23 protein-coding genes and 2 pseudogenes are annotated in these 25,380 nt (G+C 41.4%); 10 read left to right on the top strand and 15 right to left on the bottom strand.

Annotated features, from left to right (window positions below):
* Positions 1-10 precede the first annotated feature (10 nt).
* Positions 11-361 (bottom strand): hypothetical protein, encoded by a 351-nt coding sequence (locus B0X70_RS11060; protein WP_036775611.1) that lies wholly within the window; start codon positions 359-361, stop codon positions 11-13.
* Positions 362-981: 620 nt separating this feature from the next.
* Between B0X70_RS11060 and B0X70_RS11055 the strand changes: the two genes are divergently transcribed.
* On the top strand, positions 982-1,515 hold the full coding sequence (locus B0X70_RS11055) for a hypothetical protein (protein WP_036806349.1): 534 nt from the start codon (positions 982-984) through the stop codon (positions 1,513-1,515).
* Between the two features lie 228 nt (positions 1,516-1,743).
* Here B0X70_RS11055 and hrpA read toward each other — a convergent pair.
* A pseudogene (hrpA, locus tag B0X70_RS11050) lies at positions 1,744-5,490 on the bottom strand (ATP-dependent RNA helicase HrpA); the annotation flags it as partial.
* Between the two features lie 285 nt (positions 5,491-5,775).
* On the opposite strand from hrpA, the gene B0X70_RS11045 reads away from it, so the two are divergent.
* The gene (locus B0X70_RS11045; protein WP_036806354.1) at positions 5,776-6,378 is read left to right on the top strand and encodes an FMN-dependent NADH-azoreductase; all 603 of its coding nucleotides are present in this window, start codon (positions 5,776-5,778) and stop codon (positions 6,376-6,378) included.
* A gap of 76 nt (positions 6,379-6,454) precedes the next feature.
* Here B0X70_RS11045 and B0X70_RS11040 read toward each other — a convergent pair whose 3' ends face one another.
* Genes B0X70_RS11040 through B0X70_RS11030 form a run of 3 tightly spaced genes read right to left on the bottom strand, consistent with a single transcriptional unit; the run spans position 6,455 to position 9,616 of the window.
* Complete coding sequence (locus B0X70_RS11040) at positions 6,455-6,781, bottom strand: YdbL family probable chaperone protein (RefSeq protein ID WP_036806356.1); 327 nt, start codon at positions 6,779-6,781, stop codon at positions 6,455-6,457.
* 13 nt (positions 6,782-6,794) lie between these two features.
* Positions 6,795-6,992, bottom strand: a complete 198-nt coding sequence (locus B0X70_RS11035; RefSeq protein ID WP_036775603.1) for a YnbE family lipoprotein — start codon at positions 6,990-6,992, stop codon at positions 6,795-6,797.
* Complete coding sequence (locus B0X70_RS11030; protein WP_201447504.1) at positions 6,989-9,616, bottom strand: YdbH family protein; 2,628 nt, start codon at positions 9,614-9,616, stop codon at positions 6,989-6,991. The genes B0X70_RS11035 and B0X70_RS11030 overlap by 4 nt, the downstream gene beginning before the upstream one ends.
* Positions 9,617-9,857: 241 nt before the next feature.
* Here B0X70_RS11030 and B0X70_RS11025 point away from each other — a divergent pair, with 241 nt between their 5' ends.
* The 3 genes from B0X70_RS11025 to B0X70_RS11015 all read left to right on the top strand — a co-directional run bounded on the left by B0X70_RS11025 (position 9,858) and on the right by B0X70_RS11015 (position 12,247).
* The gene (locus B0X70_RS11025) at positions 9,858-10,862 is read left to right on the top strand and encodes a 2-hydroxyacid dehydrogenase (protein ID WP_217471498.1); all 1,005 of its coding nucleotides are present in this window, start codon (positions 9,858-9,860) and stop codon (positions 10,860-10,862) included.
* Between the two features lie 21 nt (positions 10,863-10,883).
* Positions 10,884-11,300, top strand: a complete 417-nt coding sequence (gene hslJ, locus B0X70_RS11020) for a heat shock protein HslJ (protein WP_036775598.1) — start codon at positions 10,884-10,886, stop codon at positions 11,298-11,300.
* A gap of 326 nt (positions 11,301-11,626) precedes the next feature.
* On the top strand, positions 11,627-12,247 hold the full coding sequence (locus B0X70_RS11015; protein WP_036775596.1) for a hypothetical protein: 621 nt from the start codon (positions 11,627-11,629) through the stop codon (positions 12,245-12,247).
* Positions 12,248-12,315: 68 nt separating this feature from the next.
* On the opposite strand, the gene B0X70_RS11010 is transcribed toward B0X70_RS11015, so the two are convergent.
* The 4 genes from B0X70_RS11010 to B0X70_RS10995 all read right to left on the bottom strand — a co-directional run bounded on the left by B0X70_RS11010 (position 12,316) and on the right by B0X70_RS10995 (position 14,795).
* Positions 12,316-12,957, bottom strand: a complete 642-nt coding sequence (locus B0X70_RS11010) for a hypothetical protein (protein WP_040150527.1) — start codon at positions 12,955-12,957, stop codon at positions 12,316-12,318.
* Positions 12,958-13,145: 188 nt separating this feature from the next.
* Positions 13,146-13,577 carry a cysteine cluster protein YcgN gene (locus B0X70_RS11005; RefSeq protein ID WP_036775592.1) on the bottom strand — a complete coding sequence of 144 codons (432 nt, stop codon included), beginning with the start codon at positions 13,575-13,577 and terminating at the stop codon, positions 13,146-13,148.
* Between the two features lie 24 nt (positions 13,578-13,601).
* A complete protein-coding gene (locus B0X70_RS11000) occupies positions 13,602-14,258 on the bottom strand; it encodes a fumarylacetoacetate hydrolase family protein (protein WP_036806364.1) in 657 nt (218 codons plus the stop codon).
* Between the two features lie 264 nt (positions 14,259-14,522).
* Positions 14,523-14,795 carry a YcgL domain-containing protein gene (locus B0X70_RS10995; protein ID WP_036775587.1) on the bottom strand — a complete coding sequence of 91 codons (273 nt, stop codon included), beginning with the start codon at positions 14,793-14,795 and terminating at the stop codon, positions 14,523-14,525.
* Between the two features lie 140 nt (positions 14,796-14,935).
* Between B0X70_RS10995 and minC the strand changes: the two genes are divergently transcribed.
* The 3 genes from minC to minE are packed head-to-tail and all read left to right on the top strand — an operon-like array spanning position 14,936 to position 16,728.
* Complete coding sequence (minC, locus tag B0X70_RS10990; RefSeq protein WP_036806368.1) at positions 14,936-15,619, top strand: septum site-determining protein MinC; 684 nt, start codon at positions 14,936-14,938, stop codon at positions 15,617-15,619.
* 23 nt (positions 15,620-15,642) lie between these two features.
* Positions 15,643-16,455: a septum site-determining protein MinD gene (gene minD / locus B0X70_RS10985; protein WP_036806371.1), complete on the top strand. Its 813-nt coding sequence runs from the start codon at positions 15,643-15,645 to the stop codon at positions 16,453-16,455.
* A 3-nt stretch (positions 16,456-16,458) separates the two neighbouring features.
* Positions 16,459-16,728 carry a cell division topological specificity factor MinE gene (gene minE / locus B0X70_RS10980; RefSeq protein WP_036806374.1) on the top strand — a complete coding sequence of 90 codons (270 nt, stop codon included), beginning with the start codon at positions 16,459-16,461 and terminating at the stop codon, positions 16,726-16,728.
* Positions 16,729-16,871: 143 nt separating this feature from the next.
* Here the strand turns inward: minE and rnd are convergent, their stop codons facing one another.
* Together rnd and fadD are read right to left on the bottom strand one after the other, a co-directional pair.
* The gene (rnd, locus tag B0X70_RS10975) at positions 16,872-17,999 is read right to left on the bottom strand and encodes a ribonuclease D (RefSeq protein ID WP_040150524.1); all 1,128 of its coding nucleotides are present in this window, start codon (positions 17,997-17,999) and stop codon (positions 16,872-16,874) included.
* Positions 18,000-18,089: 90 nt separating this feature from the next.
* Positions 18,090-19,778, bottom strand: a complete 1,689-nt coding sequence (gene fadD, locus B0X70_RS10970) for a long-chain-fatty-acid--CoA ligase FadD (RefSeq protein ID WP_036775576.1) — start codon at positions 19,776-19,778, stop codon at positions 18,090-18,092.
* A gap of 353 nt (positions 19,779-20,131) precedes the next feature.
* On the opposite strand from fadD, the gene B0X70_RS10965 reads away from it, so the two are divergent.
* Positions 20,132-20,665 (top strand): GNAT family N-acetyltransferase, encoded by a 534-nt coding sequence (locus B0X70_RS10965; protein WP_052105699.1) that lies wholly within the window; start codon positions 20,132-20,134, stop codon positions 20,663-20,665.
* A 97-nt stretch (positions 20,666-20,762) separates the two neighbouring features.
* Here B0X70_RS10965 and B0X70_RS10960 read toward each other — a convergent pair whose 3' ends face one another.
* From B0X70_RS10960 to B0X70_RS10945, 4 genes and pseudogenes are all read right to left on the bottom strand, one after another.
* Complete coding sequence (locus B0X70_RS10960; protein WP_036806380.1) at positions 20,763-21,344, bottom strand: Slp family lipoprotein; 582 nt, start codon at positions 21,342-21,344, stop codon at positions 20,763-20,765.
* 95 nt (positions 21,345-21,439) lie between these two features.
* Complete coding sequence (tsaB, locus tag B0X70_RS10955; protein ID WP_036806383.1) at positions 21,440-22,135, bottom strand: tRNA (adenosine(37)-N6)-threonylcarbamoyltransferase complex dimerization subunit type 1 TsaB; 696 nt, start codon at positions 22,133-22,135, stop codon at positions 21,440-21,442.
* Positions 22,136-22,412: 277 nt separating this feature from the next.
* Positions 22,413-22,682, bottom strand: coding sequence for a type II toxin-antitoxin system RelB family anti-toxin transcriptional regulator (locus B0X70_RS10950; protein WP_246593491.1), 270 nt, complete (start codon positions 22,680-22,682; stop codon positions 22,413-22,415).
* Between the two features lie 29 nt (positions 22,683-22,711).
* Positions 22,712-24,624, bottom strand: a pseudogene (locus tag B0X70_RS10945) (ATP-dependent DNA helicase).
* A 100-nt stretch (positions 24,625-24,724) separates the two neighbouring features.
* Between B0X70_RS10945 and B0X70_RS10940 the strand changes: the two are divergent.
* The gene (locus B0X70_RS10940) at positions 24,725-25,069 is read left to right on the top strand and encodes a RidA family protein (RefSeq protein WP_217471497.1); all 345 of its coding nucleotides are present in this window, start codon (positions 24,725-24,727) and stop codon (positions 25,067-25,069) included.
* Positions 25,070-25,380 lie beyond the last annotated feature (311 nt).

Genomic DNA, 25,380 nt, shown 5'->3' with positions numbered 1-25,380 from the left:
TTTATCTCAGCTACACATTAGCAACAGGACTATATTTCTGAATAAAATCACAAACAGTTTTTTCAATACTGGTATTTATTGAAGGCAATCTATCTTTCAGTTCAGGATATTGATATACCGGATTTACAAGGTATCTTACTTTGTCTTTACACACTGTAAGTTCAGCATATGGGATCACTCGGAACTTGCTTGAATTGTCTGCATTTTCAACAGTAACGATAAACAGTTGACGCTTAATATCAACCCTACAGCTTAAGCGTCTAACAGAGAACATCCTTTGTGATGGTTCATCAAAAAAAGAATTGATGACTTCTGTTGAGTGGCTAATAGTCTGTATAGATCTGGTGTGTTCAGTCCTCATATAGCCTCCTAACATTATGAAATTCAAGTGAATAGATGATTAGCCGTTATCAAATTTATGCCACTTAACATGACATAAATTTATATCACATAACGTGATAATAGTTGGATTGCCCCCCTAGTTCAACAAATTTAACAACCAGAAGCCATCCCTAACTTGAGGTTAGAGCAGGTAGTTAGGAATTCTGATTTCTAAAATGTCTGTACGGCAGTGCCCCAATCGTAGTCATGATCTCATCCAATTTCAGAGACCTAAGTCGCTTTTATGACAGTTAACAGAAAGCCCCGATCAATAAAGATACATCCATATTGGTCACCGAATCTAACGGAAGTGCCTGGAACGAACTTAAAATAGGTTAAATTTAGGATGACAGGCCAGCCAATCACTGGTCCTCCGGCTTTTATGAATACTATAATTATCCAAAATTAACGTGAAGGTTTAGGTTCGGGTAAGTCAAATACGTCACAGATAAATTTGTGACCAGACGTGGAAACCCAATTAGCTGGATGACGCAATTACATAAAATTTGGAACCCACTCGCGTATTAGGCAATTAGAAAGATAGTGACAATGTAATATTGATATAATAAGCCACTATCAAAACAGCAACAGTGTTAAAGAATGACCAAGTATCATAGTCTCAAGAATAAAACCATTGGTGGAATCGGTAAGATTAGCAGTTATGACATTGAATTCACTTTTAACGGCAAAAAACCACAAACCTTTCGGTTGGTATTCTTTCCATTAACTGACGATGTTGTCGGAGCCGAAAGAATTGCTAAAGTGTACGATATTAATCCCAAAATTTTATTTGCTGTGTCTATTATCTTTTTCGATCAAGCTTATGAATTAATCCCTACGGACGAATTAAATGGTAGGACTCCATTTGATAAAATAGATAAAACTGTTCATTACAATAGAAATGAAAATAACTACCTTTTTAATGTTTTAATATCATACATTCTGGATTATATTGAAGAATCTAAAGTTCATTACTTGTACTTTAGTGGTTACAGTGATTCTCATAAAAGAACCTATGAAAGACTTTTACAAAAGGTACAATCAAGATTAATATTAGAGTATGAAGATTTAGGAGGAGGCGATTATGTTGTTAAAACGTGCTACAGCAACCAAGAAGAAGGCAACTCAGGCTGACTACGTTCGTAACCGCAAAAATAAAACCGCTATGGTTAATGCTTTCATTGAGGCTAACAAAGCCAAACATACGGAAAGTCCCTGCTAACCAGCTCATTCGTTTCAGTCTAAGTAAAAAGCCACCTTTAGAATAGGCGGCTTTCAGTTTGACTATTTAACTGACCTATAAAAACTGCATCGCAAATGTAAAACTTGGGACGCAGTTTAGAATATGACCTTCTTCTTTGATCAGGAAGCAATTTGCTCCATTGTTTGCAAAATTCTCTTATCCGAGACCGGATATGGCGTACCCAGTTGCTGAGCAAACAAGCTGATCCGCAGTTCTTCAATCATCCAACGAATCTCTTGTACCTCAGGCAACTGCTTTTGTTGCAGTGATAATTTTGCCAGCCATTGCTGCCACTGTTGCTGGACATTTTCGACACGCCCCATTTGTGCTCTATCTCTGTGCGGATCAATCGCTAATTTTTCAAGACGGCGCTCAATACCTTGTAGATAACGCAGGACATCCGGCAAACGTTTCCAACCATTAACGGTGACAAATCCTTTGAAAACCAGACCAGAAAGCTGCTCTTTGATATCCGATAACGCCAGGGCTAGTGAAATATCAATTCTCCCCTTAAGGCGTTTGTTAATAGCAAAAATAGTGGTGAGTATCTGTTCTACCTGTTTAGCTATTTCCACGACAGTATCGTTCAACTCAGCCCGAACTTTGTCCTGTAGCTGAATAAAATCCTGCTCATTCCAAGCTGGTCCACCATTCACTGCCATTAATTTATCCACACCACAGGAGATACAATCATCAATCAGATCCAGTACCTTGCCATAGGGATTAAAATAGAGTCCCAGTTTGGATTTATTCGGCAATTTCTCATGTAAGTATTTAATTGGCGAAGGAATATTGAGCAATAACAGACGGCGAGTACCTTCCCACATGGCAATCTGTTGCTCTAATTCAGTTTCAAACAATTTGATACCGATACTCTCTTTTTCATCCACCAGCGCAGGAAATGCTTTAACAGAGTAACCACCGCGTTTTTGCTCATATCGTCCCGGTAATTCACCAAAACTCCAGATATGTAGCCCACTCTGTTCAATTCCATCATCAGCAACAGAGGAAAGTGTCTCCTGAACTTTCTCTTTCAAGCGTAATTTCAGTGCAGATAAATCTTTACCCTCAGCGATAGTTCGATTCTTCTCTCCTACCACTCGGAATGTCATTTTGAGATGATCGGGTACTTGCTCTAACTGCCAATCATCACGTGACACCGTAACGCCAGTTATCCGCCGTAACTCCCTCTCAAGACTATCTAACAAAGTGGATTGAGGTTGAGATACTCGCTCCATAAATGCCTGAGCATAGTTTGGCGCAGGTACAAAATTACGACGAACCGGCTTTGGCAGTGATTTAATCAGCGCAACCACTAAATCATAGCGAATACCTGGGATCTGCCAATCAAATCCTTCATCCTTAACCTGATTCAGCACCGGCAGCGGAATATGAACGGTCACACCATCGGCTTGCGTACCTGGTTCAAACTGGTAACTAAGCCGTAATTTCAGTGCATCCTGACACCAGTAATTAGGGTAATCCAACGCACTGATTTTATCGGCATCACCTTTGATCAACATATTTTTTTCAAAGTTGAGCAAGTCCGGTTGCTCTTTACCTGTTTTCATCCACCAGCGATCAAAATGGCGGGCAGAAACTACATTCTGAGGTATCCGTCGATCATAGAAGCTAAATAGAGTTTCATCATCCACCAAAATGTCACGACGACGGGATTTATGTTCCAACTCCTCAATTTCCTCGCGTAATTTCAGATTCGCTCGGAAAAATGCATGTCGAGTTTGCCAGTCGCCTTCCACCAGCGCATGGCGGATAAACAACTCACGGCAGAGCATTGGATCAATTTTGCTGTAATTAACCTGACGATTAGCCACAATTGGCAAACCATATAAAGTGACTTTTTCCTTAGCCATTACCGCGCCCTGAGATTTTTGCCAGTGCGGTTCGCTATAATGATACTTCACCAGATGTGCGGCTAATGGTTCAACCCATTCAGGTTCTATCCGCGCAGCAATACGCCCCCACAAGCGGCTAGTTTCAACCAATTCCGCCGCCATTGACCATTTAGGCGGTTTCTTGAATAAACCAGAACCAGGAAAAATAGCAAAACGAGCATTACGCGCACCGGTATATTCCTGTTTGTCTGTATCTTTTTGGCCAATATGGGATAACAGCCCAGAAAGTAACGCAGTATGAATACTGCGGTAATCTGCATCCTGGCTATTTATCGACAAACCAATTTCTTTCACAACTTGTCGTAACTGAGCGTATATATCCTGCCACTCTCTGACCCTCAGGTAGTTAAGATAATCTTGACGGCAAAGCTTGCGAAATTGCGAAGAAGAAAGTTCCTTTTGCTGTTCTTTCAAAAAATCCCATAATTTCAGAAATGCAATAAAATCGGAGTCTTTATCAGCAAATCTACGGTGTTTCTCATCAGAAGCCTGTTGTTTCTCTAGCGGCCGCTCCCTTGGGTCCTGAATAGACAGCGCAGAAGTGATGACCATCACTTCACGCACACAACCATGATGACGAGCCTCCAATACCATACGCGCCAACCGGGGATCAACCGGGAGTTGAGCAAGCTGTCGTCCGATTAATGTAAGACGGTAATTACTCTTAGCCATTGCGCCTTGATTAATGGTGCTCTGATCAATAGCCCCAAGTTCTTCCAGAAGCCGAACGCCATCCTGAATATTACGTTTATCAGGCGGTTGCACAAATGGAAATGCGCTGACATCCCCAAGACCAATTGCCGTCATTTGTAGAATGACCGATGCCAAGTTAGTACGCAGGATTTCTGGATCAGTAAACTCCGGCCGAGAAAGGAAATCATCTTCTGAATACAGCCGGATACAGATCCCATCGGATACACGTCCGCAACGCCCTTTCCGCTGATTAGCCGACGCCTGTGATATTGGCTCAATCGGCAATCTCTGTACTTTCGTCCGATAACTGTAACGGCTGATACGTGCATATCCGGTATCAATCACATATTTAATTCCCGGTACAGTCAACGAAGTTTCTGCCACGTTAGTTGCCAGCACAATTTTCCGCCCCGTATGTGACTGGAAAATCCGGTTCTGATCACTGTTAGAAAGACGCGCAAATAGCGGCAGTACTTCGGTATGACGCAGATTCAGTTTATTCAGCGCATCGGCTGTATCGCGAATCTCCCTCTCACCACTCATAAAGATCAGGATATCCCCAGGCCCTTCCCGGTTGAGTTCATCAACAGCATCAATAATTGCCTCAAGCTGATCCCGCTCGCCATCATTATCTTCCCCCATCACCGGACGATACCGCACTTCTACCGGATAGGTTCGACCAGAAACTTCAATAATTGGCGCATGATTAAAATGACGGGAAAAACGCTCAGGATCGATAGTCGCCGAGGTAATAATCACTTTCAAATCAGGACGTTTTGGCAGCAACTGACGCAAATAACCCAGAATAAAATCAATATTCAGACTACGCTCATGCGCCTCATCGATAATGAGCGTGTCATATTGTTTAAGCAACCTGTCATTTTGCAATTCCGCCAGCAAAATACCATCGGTCATCAGCTTAACCAACGTGTTATCGCCCACATGATCACTAAACCGGACTTTATAACCGACAGCAGAACCCACCGAGGTTTCCAATTCTTCCGCCAAACGATTGGCAACCGCGCGAGCAGCCAATCGACGGGGTTGAGTATGGCCGATCAGACCTTTTATTCCCCGACCTAGTTCAAGACAAATTTTCGGGATTTGGGTTGTTTTACCCGAACCGGTTTCACCCGCAATAATGACAACTTGATGGTCACGAATAGCTTTGTAGATATCATCTTTCTTCTGGCTGACGGGCAAGTTTTCTGGATATTTGATCGTTGGACAAGCAGCCTGACGGTTAATGATTTTCTGAGACTCTTTCACTTATATTGATCCTTGTAACTTCTTAACTTTACTGATTAGCCAGCTTTTATTGATGATGCGGTTCTTATTGACGACATAGTAGCACATCTTATCTATTGGCAATAATTTCGGCGGATATTTCCCCATCACGCTATATCAACGTGGGTAAAAGTTTTTCAATAAATTTGAATGCTAAGCTCTAAATATTGCTCTATTACCAGAAGATAATAACTCATAGAATCACTATATCGTGATTAACAAGTGAATTACCAAAAGTTAATTTAAGGAATAAAAATGAGTAAAGTTCTGGTTCTTAAATCCAGCATTATGGCGCAGCATTCACATACTAACCAAATGGCAGATTTCTTCATTGAAAAGTGGCAAACCAATCATGCTGATGACACCATTAGGATACGTGATCTGGCCGCACAACCCATTCCTGTTCTGGATAATGAACTGGTTCATGCATTACGTCCAAGTGGCAGTGAAATGACTACTCGCCAACAAGAGGTATTAGCATTATCTGACGAACTGATTGCGGAATTGCAGGATAATGACATTATTGTTATCACTGCGCCGATGTACAACTTCCACATTCCAACCCAACTGAAAAACTATTTTGACCTGATAGCCCGTGCTGGCGTGACTTTCCGTTATACCGAAAATGGCCCTGAAGGTCTGTTAAAAGACAAACGGGTAATTATCTTGACCAGCCGTGGCGGCATCCATAAAGACGGCCCCAGTGATCTGTTAGTGCCTTATTTGCGTCTGTTCCTGAATTTCATTGGTCTCACTGATGTAGAGTTTGTTTTTGCCGAAGGTGTAGGGTTAAGTCTTGATGCAGCAAATCAAGCGCAACAAACTGCCCGTGAAGTTTTAGAAGCAATAGCTTCCTGACAGCCACGTTTTTGTTCATAATTCATACATTATCTATATTTATATTGCTGTTTTTTGCGCGTCATTCGACGCGCTTTTATTTCTTCAACCATTTACCATTAATACCAAGCACATATTCACCAGGTTCAGCTCTATTCACCAGTTTTTCGCCAGTAAGTTTAGCCACTTGTTCTGTAGAAATATTATTGCCAGCCGCAATTTCTGCGTATTTTTCCTTACGGGCCCGATTAATCTCTGCCACTAAAGCCTGTGCCTGACTATCTGCTTTTACTATAGCCAGATAACCACTGAACGTTTCACCCACCAGCCCTTCCTGCTTTGCTTCATTCAGGGTCATTCCTCCCACAAAAGGGCTGAACAATACACTTGCCAATAACAATATTCCCGTACCTGTTATCTTCATAATGCTAACCCCCCTAGAATAAACCCGTGTTATTCTTGAGCATCTCTTCAACTTGCCTGTCTACTTTTATCTGAATTTCATGCTCAATTTTGACATTCATATTAATATTAATGGGCTTCTCAGGTGTTGCCACTTCAAGGCGTATACAACCTGACAATATTAAAGATCCCATTGATAGTAAGAACAGCTTTGTTCTGGTTCGTTTTGTCATTTATCACTCCCATTTAATACAGATATATTCTGCTGTAACCAATCTTCAAGATTGTTGCCAAACCGTAAGCTACGCCATAAATGAAAGATATTCTCTTCATGATGGTAATTCAGCTTGACTTGCCGTTTTTTATCCCTTAATGAATTAACACCTTGAATTTCAGCACTAAGTGTCAAAACCCCTAAATTATTAAGACTGACTTGCGCCCGTAAGCGACTGATTTCTAAATAGCGTAACCAATCCATAGCGGCACCGGCGGAAATATTATCTTTGTTAATGGAATCTACCGTATCTTTATCCAGACGTAAGGTCATATGGTCGATATTGGTAATCCGACCTTGCTGAACTATCCAGCGTTCATTGTTAATAAACAACGGCAATTTTCCGCTGATTTTGCCGGACATCGCAAATTGTTTAACTTTCAACACAGTAAAAAGGCGACTTAACTCCAATTTATCAAGCGTCAAAATAGCCGGATGATGCTGAGGAAATCTTAATTTATCTAGGTTAATACGCCCATCCAACATACCTACATTTACATTAATCAATTCCAGCGGCTTTTGTTCCGATGGCGGATAAAATCCCTGTAAATCCGCCGTTAAATTATGCATTTCAAACAGATTATTAATTGTTTTCACTCGTAGCTGAACCGGCGATTTAACACCAAATTGCCAGATACTATCTTTCAGCCGCCACGGTAAGACAAAATTAAGGCCACTGATTTCACCATCTTTAAGCCACATGCTGCCATTTTTTACCACCCAGTGCCCTCCCGCGACAAAACCTTGCCCTTGTGTGGCAGAAAAAGCGGCCTGTGCATAAAGATCACCTGAGCGCAAGTTTATCCCTAAATCTTTAGGTACCAACGGCTGAAATGCAAGTAAGGATTGAGTAGGCCAACGCGCTTCACCACGCAATCTTGCTCCATCCCAACGACTGTAAAAAGGGATCGGGCCAATATTTCTTGATGAAAGATCACCATTAACAATAAAGTTGTTCGGGCTTTTCCCTGTCAATTTTGCTGTCAGTTCAGTGGGGGGCAGAAAGCCACCGGACCGAAACGATATTTTCTTCGTTGCCAGTCGTAACTCACCCTTAAAGGTGGGAGATTTCTCTGAACGTTGCCATTCCAATGGCTTTGTTAACTGTAGACGCGGCGTATCTACCTGAATCATGCCGTGTTTAATAACATTAAAGCCGGTAACCATTTCGTTGACGCTAATCAATGTGTCACGCCAGCGACCTTTTCCAGCGATATCCCATTTAGCCTGTAGTGACGGCAAATCGCCATCTCCCCAATAGTTCCAACGCCAATAGCCTTTATCCGGCATAAAATTCTCGGCATGACCATCAAGATGCAAACGGAATTTTCCCCAATCACGGTGTTGTGCATTAACAATCGCCTGTAACCGGCCAGTAAAACCTTCACGTGTCAGATAAGTTCCCGCTAACGGTGATCGAGCATCTTTAACAATAAACTTATCGGACAAACGCCCCCAAGTTCGAAACAACGAACCTGACTGGAAAGTCATTCTCGGATTAACCAGCGGACCACTAATTACCGCAGGCAATGACATAGCCATAATCATATCCTGCACATTAATCTGACCTGTTAATTGAAAAGGAAGTTGCATATTTAACGAGTTTATCCGGCCCGGTTTTATGGTTAACACTATATTCGCTTTACCACGTTTCCCCTGCGTGACCAAATTTATACGGCCACTAATCAGCAGGTTATCCAATCCTTGTTGCCAATGAGCAATCTTAATATTCACTCCACCCGCAAGAGGTTGTCCCGCACTCGTCCACCGCCATTTACCATCAGTAATATCAAACTGGTCTTGGTTAAACTGCCAAGGTAATTCAGCCAAAGGTACTACCGTCCCCTCTTCTCTGATAATAAGTTTGCCGGATTTCCCTTGCCAACCTAACTTGATATTTAGCGGGTGCATATATTGACTGGCAATAATTTTACCTTTTACTTCACCATGAGGAGGTAGTTTGTCCACATTAAGTGGTAAAGTCACTTCACCATTAAGGCTGATTTCCTGTTCTGGTAATTTAATTGCCAGTTGGTCAATAAATAACGATTCCTTACCATAAATATGCGCTGACAATTTAACATTCTTTCCCTGATAACTCAGTTTTTGCCCCTGAGGAGAGGAATTGAATTTTAGCTTTCCGGCAAAATCTTGCCAGGGATGAAAAGAAAGATTATCCACAGACAAACTTCCTTGTGGAATAAGAGCTAAAATATCAGCAACAGACAATGGAGCAAGGCCCTGAGTAGATTCGGGCAACTGATTTAGGCAATGGATATCTCCATTAATATCTGCGGCATTTAATTGCCAATGATAACTGTTATCTATCTCTGAATATGGGTAACTAACAGATAATCGCGATACACGAATGAGCCTGCAATCTTTCACCTGCAATGAAATATCAGCCAGTTGCAAAGCCCCATTTTTCCATTCTGGTTGTTTCAATGAAACCGTCATACCTGGAGGTAACCAATGACTGGTGACTTTAGGCAACCAATGAGGAATAGAAAACCATCCCGCCGCCATCAGCAATACCAGCAACATCAGTATGGTAATGAATATCTTTAACCCTTTGGTTATCAAGTTCTTTCCTCTCCTTATTAAGTCTTAGATCGGTTACTTCTATTGTTATTCCATAATTTAGCAGACAAACCTTAAACTAAAATATTGATTATTAAGCAAATTGTGTTGAACATATAGGGGAACAACAAGCAATACACTTATAGAGTTAATTAATTTATTGGTTTATTTAACCCTTTACGTCAGCAATAATTTAAGCCCAAAACAATTTATTAGCTACTTAAATTATAGCGGAGATAATCCCATGAAATTAGTCGTTTACAGTACCAAACAGTATGACTATAAACATCTGGAGCAGGTCAATAAAAAGCTCGGATTTGGTTATGATTTCGAGTTTTTCGACTTCCCTCTCAGTTCAAAAACTGCCAAAAACGCTATTGGCGCAGATGCTGTTTGTATTTTCGTCAACGATAATGCTGACCGTGAAGTGCTTGAAGAATTGGCTGAAATGAATATAAAAATCCTCGCATTACGTTGTGCAGGTTTTAATAATGTTGATCTGGATGCGGCTGAAGAATTGGGTATTCAGGTTGTACGGGTTCCAGCCTATTCTCCTGAAGCTGTTGCTGAACATGCCGTCGGATTAATGTTGTGCTTAAACCGCCGTATTCACCGAGCTTATCAACGTACCCGTGACGCCAATTTCTCTCTTGAAGGCTTAATTGGTTTCAATATGCACAACCGTACAGTAGGAATTATCGGAACCGGGAAGATTGGTATTGCTACCTTACGTATTCTTAACGGATTTGGTATGCGTCTGTTAGCTCATGATCCCTACCCCAATCAAACTGTTTTGGAGCTCGGTGCTAAATATGTCGATCTGGATACGCTGTATGCACAATCCGATGTCATATCCCTTCATTGCCCGTTAACACCAGAAAACCATCATCTGCTGAATGAAGTTGCTTTCAGCAAAATGAAAAACGGCGTAATGATCATCAATACCAGCCGAGGGGCTCTGATTGATTCCGTGGCAGCCATTAATGCATTAAAACAACAAAAGATTGGCGCTCTGGGTATGGATGTTTACGAGAATGAACGCGATCTCTTCTTTGAAGACAAATCTAATGACGTAATTCAGGATGATATTTTTCGTCGCTTGTCTTCATGTCATAACGTGCTGTTTACCGGTCATCAGGCATTTCTGACAGAAGAAGCCTTAACCAGTATCAGTGAAATTACGCTGGGAAATATCCAGCAATTACTCAACGGGAAAAATTGCCCGAATATTGTTAGTAAGTACCCTTAAAATAATATATAGGAGATAAACATGAAAAAAATATTACCTTTGGCAACAGCAACTTTATTGTTAGCCACATTCCAAGCTTCAGCGACAGAAAACGTGTCAGTTAATGATTTACAACATCACAAATTTGTCCTGGTGAGCGTTAACGGAGAAGGCGCGCAAAATCAAGATGGTCGCGTACCAACTATTGAGTTCGGTGAAAAAATGCATATTTCTGGTTCCATGTGTAATCTCTTTATGGGTCAAGGCAAACTGAAAAATGGTGTACTGACCGTTAAAAACTTAGCCAGCACTCAGATGCTTTGTTCTGATGATAAATTAAATCAATGGGATTACCTGATTGGTAAAGTATTAGCCGATGGCGTTAAAGTGAAGTTGAAAGGTCAAAAACTGACACTCTCTCACTCCGATAATACATTGGTTTATAAACTGAAAGATTAAGTTCAGTAATTAAAAACTCATTTATAAAGTTAGCATTAAACATTTAACAGAGTGAAATTCCTTGAATGGACTCAAGATTAAACTCTGTTTGTCTAAGTGTTTTATGTTTTATTTAGGTGCCGAAAAATACTTTTCGGCACCTATAGATATAATATCTAAGAATAAATTTATCACTGACATTGATATTTTAAATATTATAGGAGAAAAAAATCGACAAAAATAGATAATGTAATTTACTTTTAACTTATTCCTTCCAATTTAAATAAAGAGTTATACGCTTTTAAATTTAATAGATAGTTTACTAACTAAATAAAAGGAAATAATTTATGTCTAATATTACATCGACAGATATTCAATTTATCGACCTCATGAACGAAATGCGTCAACACGCAAAGCATATGTTAAATGACTCTAAAACTGAACAATTTGTGCCATCGACACCTGAACTCCAGGCATATGCAAATATACTTGGGGAACAATATGAAAGTGTAGATATTACCGAAAATAAGGAAATAGATGGTATTATTAATCAATTGAAAGATTCAGTGAAATCTGGTGCTAATTCAACAACAAACGTTTCCAAGGCAAGTGTAACTGATAGCACACAGAAATATCAGGAAGCAATTGCCGCTGATCCAGACAACGCAGACCAAGACTGGATCGATAACATGAATAAATCTCGTCAAAGAACCAAAGATGAGAACAACAGACAAATTGATACAAGTTACGATAAAGCCATTCAATTTGGGTTACAATTTCCTAACGCCAGAGCAGCAATCCAAAGTTTTATGGAAAAAACTAATGCATTCTTCTCCAGTTTGTTTGGCAGGCTTTCAAATTTTATACTTGATGCAGCCAGGCAACTCTCTGAATGGATAAGCAGAGCATGGGAATCAATTAAATCGTTCTATGATAAAATTAATGCTTGGGTTTCCGGTGCTTTGTAATTAACTAATAATGGTTCGAATTAGCTCGAACCATTATATTCACCTCAGATACAACTTGGAAAAATTAATTACTTATTAGGCAACTTGATTCTGGAAATAATCGCCAGTCTATCCATATAATATTCCGCATTACCCCATAACCAACTCTGCTCTTTACTGACATCATCTTCAGCTAAAATATTTCTTAACTCACAGGTCATAACATCATAACCGTAAACATAAAGCCCAAACTGTAACGCCTCATACATTCTGGCTTGCCAAAAAGAGGTGCCTTCTATTATTTGACTTATATTTGAAGCGACAACATCATAGGTTTTAATCAGATAGTGGAAAAAGATTTTAGCAGCCAAATCACTTAATGCTGCTTTATGCTGCGGTTTCCTCGTTCGCCACACAAGTATCTGCGAAGCGGGACGACAGTTAAGCACTAGGTCACTTATTACAATCACTTTATTGTAATAAACCACTTCTTTTGTTTCATCACTAAGTAACGCTAATTCAAAGTAAGGTTCATCTATATCATCCAAATCTAACCGGTTATCAACCCTGATTAACCGGTAACCTGGAGGAAAAATGAGTTCATCCACATCATGCACAATATTAGTACCAGAGGAATCAAGAGCATCATACAGAACACGATTGAACTCTAACTCACTCAATTGGATGAAATCATTGGTAATCTTTTCTATGTTTCCCACATGTATTGGCATACTTTATGCCTCCTATAATAGACCACAGGTTCAATTACCTAATGGTAATAGTATAGACGCAATTATATACAATCAACCTTTAGTTTATTCTTGGCGGATACACCCATTGGATAGCTTAACTCAGGAACAAGCCCCAACGAGGGAAACACAAAAAATAATTTGTTAAATTATAGTTAGTTAGATCATTATTAAGGTTTATTAATAATATGATCTTCCCACTCTACAACATCAATTTCTCGTACAGCGATATGCCTAACTGAAATTCTTTCGCTATGCATTGCTGATTTGGAACCTTTAATCAGAGGATGCCACGGTAACAATGACTTCCCTTCTTCAAGCAAACGATATGCACAAGTCTTCGGCAACCATTCGAAAGTCGGCAAATTATAACGGGTTAACTTGATACAATCCGGCTCATATCTGAAACGCTCTTCGTAATTTTTGCATTGGCACGTTTTTATATTGAGCTGATTGCAAGCAACATTAGTAAAATAAATTTCATCGGTATCATCATCCATCAATTTATGTAGGCAACACTGCCCACAACCATCACATAATGATTCCCATTCTTCATCCGTCATCTGATCTAGAGTTTTTACCTGCCAGAAAGGCTGAGACATAACTTCTACTATTCCTTATATTATTCAAATCACCCTGGTAGTGAGTGAATTGTCATTCAAAGTAACCTTTAACACATCACCGGCTTCCAGTGCTCCAACACCTTCCGGTGTGCCAGTGAGAATCACATCCCCCGGCCGCAAAGTGAAAAAGTGCGACATATGGCTGATCAGGGGAACGATTGGTGTCAGCATATCACTGCTATCACCGTTCTGCCGTAGCTCATCATTGACTGTCAGTGAAAACTGGACATTCTGTGGATCACCAAAATGGCTTATTCGAATAAACCCAGATATCGGACAAGAGCCATCAAACGCCTTACTTTTTTCCCACGGTTGACCTGCTTTCTTAAACTTAGATTGCAAATCACGCAAGGTGAGATCCAACGCAACAGCAAAGCCGGCGATCGCGGCGCTAACTCGCTCTTCATTTGCCTGTTTCAATGGTGTACCAATCAATACAGCTAGTTCAACTTCATGGTGAACGGCGCCAAAATCCTTTGGAATTGCAATTGGCTGATGTATATCACACAGCGCAGTTTCTGGCTTAATAAAAACGATTGGCTCTTCCGCTGGCTGAGCTCCCATCTCTTTAATATGTTTAGCGTAATTACTACCAACGCAAACTACTTTATTGACAGGAAGATCCAGTAATGCCCCCTGCCAGTCTCTGTGTTGATACATATTCGTTCCTCACTCTGGTTTATTAGGCAACACACCCATAATTATAGCACTTATTGCCATATCTCATCGGCCACCACGCCAAGACTCATCGCAAAATAAGGAGCACAGGAAACGGAAAGAGGTTACCGCTATTCAAAGGAAATTTTTCCTCTAAAATACAAACCTGATTGTTGTCCTTTAAAAGCACGGCTCACTGTGAATATTGTGGTGGTTAATAAAACCGCGATGACGATTAACTTTGCTCATCAAGCTCTTGGATTCTTCTTATTTTTCCATCTGGTTCAGATGTGCATTCATTAAGTTTTCAACCGGAGGTGGGATTTGCAGGTAAAAACCTTGCTCAATTAACGATATTTTTACCTTTTCTATATCAGCGCCTGCCAGTTTCTTTCTGTCTGCCAGAGAGATCATCATTGTATATTGAGGCTGACCAAAACTTTTCAGTAGCTCTTCGGGGACGCGAGAGAAATTATCTCTTTTTTCAACATAAAGGTATGTTTGCTCTCTTTTCGGACTTCTGTAGATCACACAAATCATTATAATAAACTCTTTTAAATTCAGGTCACAACTTGCTTGAATAATTCAGTAATTATAACATGTTTATTGTATTTCAAAATATCGTATCCCAGAGGTTGTTCTGGGGTGATCTCAAATTTGCTGAATCTGAGTCAGGATAGATGTCACAGTCGCCAATTGAGCTAAAAGGCAGTAATTTTACGCTTTCGGTTGTTCATTTACACAGTGACCAACCAGAAATCATTCTACAGGCCCTACAGGAAAAAGTGGAACAAGCACCGGATTTCCTGAAAAACGCGCCTGTTGTCATTAACATCTCCGCTCTGCCGGCAGACGCTGATCTGAAAGCGCTGCATCACGCTATTGATTCAGCAGGATTCCGTATTGTCGGAATGAGTGGTTGTCGTGATGAGCAACAACGCAGAGCGGTAATACAAGCATCCTTACCACTACTAAGCGAAGGCAAAAAACAAAAAGCCTCAGCAAAGGAAAATAAACCGGCAGAACCTGAGATTAAAAAAACTCGCGTAATTAATTTACCAGTTCGCTCAGGTCAAAGGATTTATGCCCAAGGCAGTGATCTTATTGTCACCAGCAATGTAAGCGCTGGCGCCGAGTTGATTGCCGACGGCAATATTCACATCTATGGCATGATGCGTGGTCGGGCGTTAGCCGGTGCATCCGGTGATCAGGAGTGTCTGGTTTTTTGCACCCATTTAAATGCAGAACTTATCTCTATCGCAGGGCAATATTGGCTCGGCGATAAAATCCCGACTGAATTAGCAGGAAAAGCCGCAAAACTTAGCCTGGTAAATAATGAATTAACTATTGAACCTTTAATCTAGCCCTTTTAATAAGGAATCACTTCATGGCACGCATTATTGTTGTTACATCAGGTAAAGGTGGCGTTGGCAAAACCACTTCAAGCGCGGCCATTGCTACCGGCCTTGCTCAAAGAGGTAAAAAGACCGTCGTTATCGATTTTGATATCGGCCTGCGTAACCTCGATCTAATTATGGGATGTGAACGCCGCGTAGTTTATGACTTCGTGAACGTAATCCAAGGTGACGTCTCGCTTAATCAGGCATTAATTAAAGACAAACGTACCGAGAACCTTTATATCTTGCCTGCATCACAAACCCGCGATAAAGACGCTCTCACCCCTGAGGGCGTTGAGAAGGTTTTAGTTGATCTGGACAAACAAGGTTTCGATTTTATTATCTGCGACTCCCCGGCAGGGATTGAAAGTGGCGCGTTGATAGCACTCTATTTTGCTGACGAAGCGATCATCACAACAAATCCTGAGGTCTCTTCCGTACGTGATTCGGACCGTATCCTGGGTATTCTGGCTTCTAAATCTCGACGAGCTGAACGGGGTGAAGATCCCATTAAAGAACATCTGCTATTAACTCGCTATAACCCAGGCCGGGTGAGTCGTGGTGATATGCTAAGTATGGAAGATGTTCTGGAAATTTTATGCATTCCTTTAATCGGTGTTATTCCAGAAGATCAATCTGTACTGCGTTCATCTAACCAAGGGGAGCCGGTTATTCTGGATACAGAATCCGACGCAGGAAAAGCGTATACAGATACTGTTGAACGTTTATTAGGAGAAGAGCGTCCTTTCCGTTTCATTGAAGAAGAGAAAAAAGGCTTCTTAAAACGCCTATTTGGGGGGTAAAACATGGCCTTGCTAGATTTCTTTCTGTCGAGAAAAAAGACGACAGCAAATATCGCTAAAGAGCGGTTGCAAATTATCGTGGCAGAGCGTCGCCGTGGTGATGCTGAGCCTGCTTATCTGCCTGATATGAAACGAGATATCTTGGCGGTAATCTGTAAGTACATACAGGTAGATCCAGATATGCTCTCTGTGCAATTCGAACAGAAAGGTGATGATATTTCCGTGCTGGAACTTAATATAACATTACCTGAGACAGAAGAAGCTCAAAAATAACACAGAAAGGCAGCTGTTTTATCACTACCGCCATCAAAGTAACCAAGCTCATTATATTATATGGCAGTCTGAGGTGGGGTAACCCTAACGGGAACCCCTTTCTCGCGCTTTAGCCTAGCATCAAGCTAATGCTCTGATATGGATTAATCAGGATAGTTCGCCAGAATCTCTGCAACAGGTTCAGCCAGCAACTCTCCCCGCCATCCACTAAGCAGCTCAGGCTTGCCATTTAATTGTTTCAATTTCCAATGAACACTGAGTAATTGATTAATCTGACGACGAGATGCCAATAATTCAGAATTAAATCTATGCTGCTCACTTACCTGATGGATCAGCGCTTTAATATCCTTAAACGCTTTACGATAACCAGGTTGATCAATCAGGTTCGTCACTGGCGGCGGGCATTCGCTTTCAGGGATATTTCCACTTTCAGCGACCATTGCCAATAGACGACGGCCATGACAACGAATCTCCTGCCCACTTAGCCCTAACGCATCCAACTCTGCCAAAGAAGTTGGCATATAACGCGCTACCTGCCACAGGTTTTCTTCACGAATGACGAAGTTCACGGCTAAATCGCGTTCTCTGGCCTGATTCAAACGCCATGCAGCCAGTTTTTTCAAACACGCAAGCTGCTGGGGGCGTAATTGACAGAGGTTGCCTATCTGCTTATAAGCAGATTCTGGTTCTAATATCTCTTTACGGCGTCGACTGATAAGCTGACATTCACCCGTCGCAGCCTCCATATATCCGGCCTGCGCTGTCGCAGTCATCAGGATATCCGCCAAAGGCAACAGATAATAAACATCCGCTGCCGCATATTCGCACTGTTTTTCACTTAACGGGCGAGCAAGCCAATCAGTTCGGGATTCGCTTTTATCCAGCTCGACATGAATATATTCAGCCACCAGCGCGGCAAAGCCACATGAAAGCGGGCGCCCAATAAAAGCCGCCAGGACCTGAGTATCAATCATCGGTTCAGGCAAACATTGGAAAGCATTCAGAAAAACTTCCAAATCTTCACTGCCGGCATGCAACAGCTTCAATATTTGAGGATGAGTAATTAACTCACGGAAAGGTTGCCAGTTGGTGATATTAAGTGGATCAATCAGAGAAAGTTGTTCGCCATCATACAGTTGTATCAAACCTAATTGTGGATAATACGTCCGTGTGCGTACAAATTCAGTATCCAATGCTACTTTTGAGTATTTTTTTGCCCTTTCGCAAACTTGCTGCAACTGAGCATCTGTGGTGATCAACTGATAATTCAAAACATAGTTCTCTTAGCCATTCATGGAATAAGCACGACAACGCCGGCTGATACCGGCGTTGTCGTGCTTATCAATATTATGAAGAGGATCTCAGGCTATAGCTACATTCCTGACCTTTTCCTCTTCATCACGCAGTTCCCTGCGAAGAATTTTACCTACATTAGACTTAGGCAATTCATCCCGGAACTCAATGATCTTCGGTACTTTATACCCTGTTAGATAACGACGGCAATGGGTTCTAAGCTCATCCTCGGTCAAACTAGGATCTATCCGAACCACAAACACTTTGACAGTTTCACCGGAACTTTCGCTTGATACACCTATTGCTGCTGACTCTAGCACTTTAGGGTGAGCTGATACAACATCTTCAACTTCATTAGGATACACATTGAAACCAGAAACCAAAATCATATCTTTTTTACGATCTACGATATGAATGGAACCCTGTTCATTAACATTCGCAATATCACCCGTTGCTACCCAACCATCTTTCAACACTTCTTCTGTTGCATCAGGGCGATTCCAATAACCAACCATCACCTGTGGTCCACGTATCCACAATTCCCCCTGCTGGCCCATCTCTACCTCATTACCATCATCATCCACAAGTTTGATTTCCGTTGAAGAGACCGGGAAACCAATACTGCCAGTATAATGTTTCGAGTTATAAGGATTACAGGAAACCAAAGGTGAACATTCTGTCAGACCATAACCTTCAAGCAGATTGGTGCCTGTCACTTTTGCCCATTTCTCAGCAACCGCTTTCTGTACCGGCATACCACCACCAACAACCAGACGCAGCGTAGAAAAATCAAGCTTCTTAAATTCTTCATTATTCAACCAGGCGTTAAACAACGTATTCACCCCGGTGACAGAAGTGAAAGGATAACGACCTAATTCTTTAGCCGTACCCGTAATATCACGCGGGTTAGTGATCAGAAGATTACACCCACCCAAGTAAATAAGTAACAAGCAATTCACCATTAACGCAAATATGTGATAGAGAGGCAACGCCGTAACAATCAGCTCTTGGCCTGCACGTAATAATGGAGAATAAACCGCTTTTGCCTGTTCAAGATTTGCCAATATATTACGGTGAGTCAGCATAGCACCCTTAGCTACGCCGGTAGTGCCGCCGGTATATTGCAGAAAGGCCAAATCATTACCGTTAATCTCCGGTTTTACATATTGCATGCGATAACCCCTCTGTATCGCACAACGGAATGAAATGGCATCAGGCAAATTATACTTCGGCACCAACCGCTTAATGTATTTCACCGCAAAATCGACCAACGTACCTTTAGGACGAGATAGTTGGTCGCCCATACGCGTCAAAATAACATGCTTAACTTTAGTATTAAAAACGATCTTTTCCAATGTATGGGCAAAATTGGAGACGATCACAATAGCGGAAGTGCCGCTATCATTAAGCTGATGTTCAAGCTCACGCGGCGTATACAGCGGGTTTACATTTACAACAATCATACCTGCACGCAGAACACCAAACAGTGCAACGGGATATTGCAGCAGGTTTGGCATCATCAGAGCAACGCGATCTCCTTTACTTAATCCCAAACCATTTTGCAAATATGCTGCAAATGCCCGACTACGCTCTTCCAACTTACGGAAGGTCATAATCTCACCCATATTGATAAATGCAGGTTGATCTGCATAGTGCGCTACGGCATTTTCAAACATCTCAACCAATGATGCATAACGATCCGGGTCAATTTCCGCAGGAACATCCGCCGGATAGTGTTTTAGCCAGACTTTCTCCAAGGTAGTACTCCTGAAATTTTAATTGCTATGTTATCACTCGCCTAATAAATAACGCACGCCTTGATTTAACAAATTATTAACTCAGCGTACCAGTTTAAAAAAGAAACATTGTTCAGGTTGAGATACACATCACTAATTTCATGTTAATCCTTATACATAAAAACAAAGAGAATGGTGTCGTCTGTAAATTATTTTTAATTATCAGTATATTATTGCTCTAGTTAATATTTAACTTAGTAGCTATTGGTTATACATTGACCTACTTATTTTTTGCTTAAGATAGCATTTTTGAAATAGCATTTATTGCTTTCGTCTATTCCAATACGCTATTAGAAATATAATGGTAATAAAAAATGATTATAAATAACATTACAGTCAGAAGGGCAACCTATGAAGATAGTGCAACTATCAGCAATATAGAGCACCAAGCAGCTTCTCTTTTTCCAGAAAAACTCTTACCAAAAGCACTCGGTGACCAAACCCTATCCACGTATGAAATTGAATCAGGTATTCAGGAACAGCAACTTTGGGTTGCTGAAAGTGATCAAAAGCTGGTTGGATTTGCGCTAATCCGACGTTTAAATCAATTGATGCTGCTAGCTGAGATTGATGTGTTGCCAAAATATAACGGGCAAGGTATTGCCAGTACCCTGCTTAGCTTAATCATTGAGCAATTAGAACAGAACAGGGAAACCACTCTTTATCTCACAACTTTTCGTGATTTTATGCCAAGCCGTAAATTATATGACAAATTCGGTTTTGTCATACTACAACCGGATGATATTCCTGATGAACTACGAAAAATTCTGGCAGAAGAAATGACTGCGGGTTTGGGTGCAAGAATTGCAATGAAATTAACGATCAATCCAAAGATAGATAGGAAATAATAGATAAATTACCGCCACATATTATTGCGGCGGCTCAAATTGGAAATAAAGTTACAATGTCACAAAGTCTATATCGACAATCCCGATTAAGATAACTCTATCTGGTCAAAATAGTCTCAACAGGTGCGGGGTCGGGGTAATACCAATTCCATCCCCAACCTGAATAATATGGATAGCCATAATAATTCCAAGGCCCCGGGCCATAAGGCATCAATACTCGCTGAACAACTTTCCAGCGTTGATAGCCCATCGCATTAATCACAACATAATCGTAATCCGCACAACCAATTTTTCCCTTTTTTAATCCCACTATCGGACCTACGATAGTGACGTAATTTCCTTTAAAATCGTCAGGATCAAGGAAATCATTAATATAAACATAGATACGGCCAAGGGAAGGCTCATCTAGCTCTGGACTAGCATCCGATGCTAATGGCAATGATGATATTTCCAGACGAGTATGGTGATTTTCATTCACTACACCAAGTACCTTGCCGCCGAATCGCCCTTCCTGACCGATAAACAGCTCAGGCGTACTCTTAACAGAAAGTAGATCTTGAACAGGTGTTGGTGACGTTCCTTTTACTGAATCAGGAACGGTAATACAGCCTGTAAGCATTACAGCACCTAACAAAATTAGCGCCTTAATACTCGTCCGGTAGTTTATTACTCTTAACATAACCACCTTCTCCTGAAAATTGTCCCAATCATTATGTTTAAAATAACTCTATCTATTTGATACTCTCTTTTACTACAAGTTTCATCAATCGATACTTAACGACCTGGTAATTTTTTCCAAGTAACTTCATTACGCAAGTATACCGGTTCAGCATGTTCTACGGCCGTCATCTCACCGTTTTTCCACATCTGTATCGCCAGAGGCAACATATCTTCAGCATGAGGTAATGTGATTCTGCTATCAGTTAGCGCTAAATAACTTGCCATCAACTGAGGATAAGCCTGCCAGCCAGTACCAGCAACTACCCAATCACCATTCAATGAGGCCATGAATGCCTGCACCTGTTCCGGCCTCAACACAGCTTCTGTTTCACTCCCTTGCCATTCACCTTGCTGATTACGGATATATTTCCCCCAGTAAACTTCCCCCATCCGAGCATCAATGGCGGTTAATACCTGAGTTGCACCTAGCAGACGAAAAACACCTTGAGCCATTGCATTGAGCGTTGACACACCAATCACCGGCAGTTCAGCTCCAAGAGCCAAGCCCTGAGCAATACCCACACCAATGCGTACACCGGTAAAACTACCCGGCCCACGGCCAAAAGCTAAAGCATCGAGCTGCTGTAAACTCATCCCCGCTTCTGCCAAAACAGATTGAACCATAGGTAAAATACGTTGCGTGTGTTCACGTGGAGAAATTTCAAACTGCGCCAAAACGGCACCATCATTCCAAAGAGCAACAGAACAGGCTTCCGTTGCAGTATCAATAGCCAGAATTCGTACAGGCATGCCTTAAGCACCTCGGCAAGAAATATAATCCAAAATAAGGCGCTATTTTATCATAACCCTGTCGATTTTACCCAGTTGGCAGCCATATGAAGGCCATTACCCTTTGCCATATGTACACAGGGTAATTGTGTCTTTATGAATTATCAGATAGAAAAGAAATTCAGTTTACCTGTACTCCATCGCTTCCTAACGTGATTTGCTATTACAATATGGAGCGATTCTTAATCATGTCACGCGATAGCCTGAATTCCGTTCTTCTTAACTATCGTAAGCAACCTCAGGGCTGGACCTCCGGTTTTTTTGTTCCACGCTCCCAGTCTGATATAAGATTTTTGCTCACATTCAAATATCTGGCAAAAACAGGCTGTGACAAATGCTCCCGCTCACGAAAAGAACGTATTTCCTCTGGAGAGAGCGATTCTATGGGAGTCAAACAGGCAGCATCAAACTCACGCATGGTTTGCTTATTGACAGCCCCTATTTCGCTTAGTGCCTCCATCGTTTCGTGAATTGCAGCAAACGCATCACTACGATATTTTTTAACCATATTTAGTCACCTCCGAAAAATGACCTTCTTTAATTAGGAGATTGCCGGGCTTGCAGGAAAGCGACCGCTTTCGTTAAATCTCGGGTTCGTGGTGAAGGTGGCAAACTATTCAGAAAAACTTCACCATATGGACGCATCACTAAACGATTATCACAAATGACAACAACGCCATAATCATCAATATCACGAATAAGCCGCCCGACACCTTGTTTTAAGCTAATAACCGCGTCCGGCAACTGAACTTCATTAAATGCATCACCGCCTCTCAGTTGGCAATCTTCAATACGGGCTTTTAGCAGTGGATCATCCGGTGCCGTAAAGGGCAATTTATCGATAATGACACAGGAAAGCGCCTCGCCGCGCACATCGACACCTTCCCAAAAACTGCTGGTTGCCACCAATAAAGCGTTGCCGGCGGCAATAAATTGCGAAAGTAGCTGACCTTTGCTGGTTTCACCTTGAACCAAAACCGGCAATGTCATATTGGCACGGAACTCTTCGGCCAGACCGCGCATCATCTGGTGTGAAGTACATAAAAGAAACATCGGCCTTTATTGATTTCAATGAGTGGTTTGAGCATCTCTGCCAACCATTTTGCACTACCAGGCTGATTTGGTGATGGTAGATGACGGGGAACGCAAAGTAGTGTCTGACTTTGATAATCAAATGGACTTGGCAGTAATAACGTTTTCGCCTCTTTTAAACCTAGCCGTTCAGTGAAGTGGGAAAGTTGCTCATTAACAGAGAGTGTAGCTGAGGTGAACACCCAACAACCTGATTGCTCATTAATTATTTCACTAAATTTGTCGGCAACAGACAGCGGTGTGAGTGCTAAAAGAAAATGGCGACCATAACTTTCAAACCAATAGCTATAACCGGGGATAGTCACCTCTTTCAAGCGTTTAAGACGATTACGATAAATTGTTGCCCTTTCAAATGCCGCATCCAACATGACTGAACGCCCTAAAGATAATTTCATCACGTCATAACAAAGCTCAAGCGCATCATCAAGCAATACTAATGCTCGCTGGACTTGCGGATTTTGCAATAGTTCCCGCAAATTACCCCGATAACCGTTCTCTCCTAACGCCAGCCGGAAATCTTGAGTGCTCTGACTCAGACGATCTGCGCTCTTTTGTAATTGAACTTGATCCCGAACTTCCGTGCGATACGCCATAATGATGTCTCTGGAGAGATCCATCAGTTGGCGACTACTTAATTGCTGACCAAAATATTGACTGGCGATATCAGGGATTTGATGTGCCTCATCAAATATTTTGACTTCTGCTTGCGGGATCAACTCGCCAAATCCCGTTTCTTTCACCACCATATCCGCCATAAACAGATGATGGTTAACAACAATAACATCCGCCTCCATTGCCCGGCGACGAGCTTTGAGAACAAAGCATTCCTGATAACGCGGACAATCACTACCCAGGCAGTTATCGTTCGTACTGGTGACCAACGGCCAAACCTGGCTATCTTCCGCCACTTGGTGACAAGTACTGATATCACCCTCTTCAGTTTGTGAAGACCAGCCTCTTAGCCGAACAATATCTGCCAGAATTTCTGCTTCCAATTGCCCGCCCCCAAAAGAGTGCTGTTCCAACCGTTCCAAGCACAGATAATTTGCACGGCCTTTCAACAACGCCAATTTACCGGTGAAATTAATCGCTTCAGCGACGGTCGGTAAATCACGATTATAGAGCTGATCCTGTAATGCCTTAGAACCTGTGGAAATGATAACTTTCTGCCCAGAACGCAACGCGGGTGCTAAATAGGCAAATGTCTTACCAGTTCCCGTACCTGCTTCTACGACCAATTGTTGATGGTTTTTAATCGCACACTCAATAGCCACTGCCATTTCTCTTTGAGCATCACGAGGTTTAAAGCCTGTTATTGCTTTAGCAAGGGCGCCATTTTTCGCAAAATCGTCTGACACAAATCGTCTCTTTCAATAGAATGGATGGAGATTATGCCAATAGTATGTTCTGATCACCACCCAAAATCAGGCAGATAGTCATTCACAGAAAGGAGTATCCATGACAATTAAACGTATTGATCCTCAAGATCGCTGGTCCGAAGCGGTAGTTTACAATAAAACCATTTACTACACCGCCGTACCGGAAAATCTGGATGGTGATATTACTGAGCAAACAGCGAATACACTGACCGCCATTGATATTATGTTACAGCGTCTCGGTTCTGATAAAAGCAAAATTATCGACGCCACTATTTTTCTGGCTGATGGAAAAGAGTTTGCTGGCATGAATGCTGCCTGGGATGCATGGGTTGTAGCAGGAAATGCGCCAGTACGCTGCACCGTTGAAGCTAAACTAATGAACCCCAAATATAAAGTCGAGATAAAAGTTATCGCAGGTATTTAATATTAATTTTGGGATATTCTCTATCGCCTACATTTATATTTCAATTATATGAAAGTTATTCAGAATATCCCAATAGATGTTACTAATGTAAATAAGATATAACTTTCTCCATTAATTTAGTTGCAATAACATTTTAAAATAAAATATTAATCGACATTTTCATTAACTATATTATTCATTGTTCTAAATGGAATGTTATAAACTCAACAACTCTAACCTTCCTCCTATGCCTTGAACTATAAGATGTGACCATTATAATGCTCATCTAATATTGACATTCTCATTTTGACAAACCATGATTATGACCATTA

This window comes from Photorhabdus akhurstii, from assembly GCF_019090985.1.
GTDB classification, from domain to species: Bacteria; Pseudomonadota; Gammaproteobacteria; order Enterobacterales; family Enterobacteriaceae; genus Photorhabdus; species Photorhabdus akhurstii.
This window is presented reverse-complemented; position numbering and strand designations above follow the sequence as displayed.

What these genes read in the sequence shown, in the direction of transcription:
- B0X70_RS11060 (WP_036775611.1), bottom strand. Translation starts at nt 361, where the DNA reads ATGAGGACTGAACACACCAGATCTATACAGACTATTAGCCACTCAACA.
- B0X70_RS11055 (WP_036806349.1), top strand. Translation starts at nt 982, where the DNA reads ATGACCAAGTATCATAGTCTCAAGAATAAAACCATTGGTGGAATCGGT.
- B0X70_RS11045 (WP_036806354.1), top strand. Translation starts at nt 5,776, where the DNA reads ATGAGTAAAGTTCTGGTTCTTAAATCCAGCATTATGGCGCAGCATTCA.
- B0X70_RS11040 (WP_036806356.1), bottom strand. Translation starts at nt 6,781, where the DNA reads ATGAAGATAACAGGTACGGGAATATTGTTATTGGCAAGTGTATTGTTC.
- B0X70_RS11035 (WP_036775603.1), bottom strand. Translation starts at nt 6,992, where the DNA reads ATGACAAAACGAACCAGAACAAAGCTGTTCTTACTATCAATGGGATCT.
- B0X70_RS11025 (WP_217471498.1), top strand. Translation starts at nt 9,858, where the DNA reads ATGAAATTAGTCGTTTACAGTACCAAACAGTATGACTATAAACATCTG.
- hslJ (WP_036775598.1), top strand. Translation starts at nt 10,884, where the DNA reads ATGAAAAAAATATTACCTTTGGCAACAGCAACTTTATTGTTAGCCACA.
- B0X70_RS11015 (WP_036775596.1), top strand. Translation starts at nt 11,627, where the DNA reads ATGTCTAATATTACATCGACAGATATTCAATTTATCGACCTCATGAAC.
- B0X70_RS11010 (WP_040150527.1), bottom strand. Translation starts at nt 12,957, where the DNA reads ATGCCAATACATGTGGGAAACATAGAAAAGATTACCAATGATTTCATC.
- B0X70_RS11005 (WP_036775592.1), bottom strand. Translation starts at nt 13,577, where the DNA reads ATGTCTCAGCCTTTCTGGCAGGTAAAAACTCTAGATCAGATGACGGAT.
- B0X70_RS11000 (WP_036806364.1), bottom strand. Translation starts at nt 14,258, where the DNA reads ATGTATCAACACAGAGACTGGCAGGGGGCATTACTGGATCTTCCTGTC.
- B0X70_RS10995 (WP_036775587.1), bottom strand. Translation starts at nt 14,795, where the DNA reads ATGATTTGTGTGATCTACAGAAGTCCGAAAAGAGAGCAAACATACCTT.
- minC (WP_036806368.1), top strand. Translation starts at nt 14,936, where the DNA reads ATGTCACAGTCGCCAATTGAGCTAAAAGGCAGTAATTTTACGCTTTCG.
- minD (WP_036806371.1), top strand. Translation starts at nt 15,643, where the DNA reads ATGGCACGCATTATTGTTGTTACATCAGGTAAAGGTGGCGTTGGCAAA.
- minE (WP_036806374.1), top strand. Translation starts at nt 16,459, where the DNA reads ATGGCCTTGCTAGATTTCTTTCTGTCGAGAAAAAAGACGACAGCAAAT.
- B0X70_RS10965 (WP_052105699.1), top strand. Translation starts at nt 20,132, where the DNA reads ATGATTATAAATAACATTACAGTCAGAAGGGCAACCTATGAAGATAGT.
- B0X70_RS10960 (WP_036806380.1), bottom strand. Translation starts at nt 21,344, where the DNA reads ATGTTAAGAGTAATAAACTACCGGACGAGTATTAAGGCGCTAATTTTG.
- tsaB (WP_036806383.1), bottom strand. Translation starts at nt 22,135, where the DNA reads ATGCCTGTACGAATTCTGGCTATTGATACTGCAACGGAAGCCTGTTCT.
- B0X70_RS10950 (WP_246593491.1), bottom strand. Translation starts at nt 22,682, where the DNA reads ATGGTTAAAAAATATCGTAGTGATGCGTTTGCTGCAATTCACGAAACG.
- B0X70_RS10940 (WP_217471497.1), top strand. Translation starts at nt 24,725, where the DNA reads ATGACAATTAAACGTATTGATCCTCAAGATCGCTGGTCCGAAGCGGTA.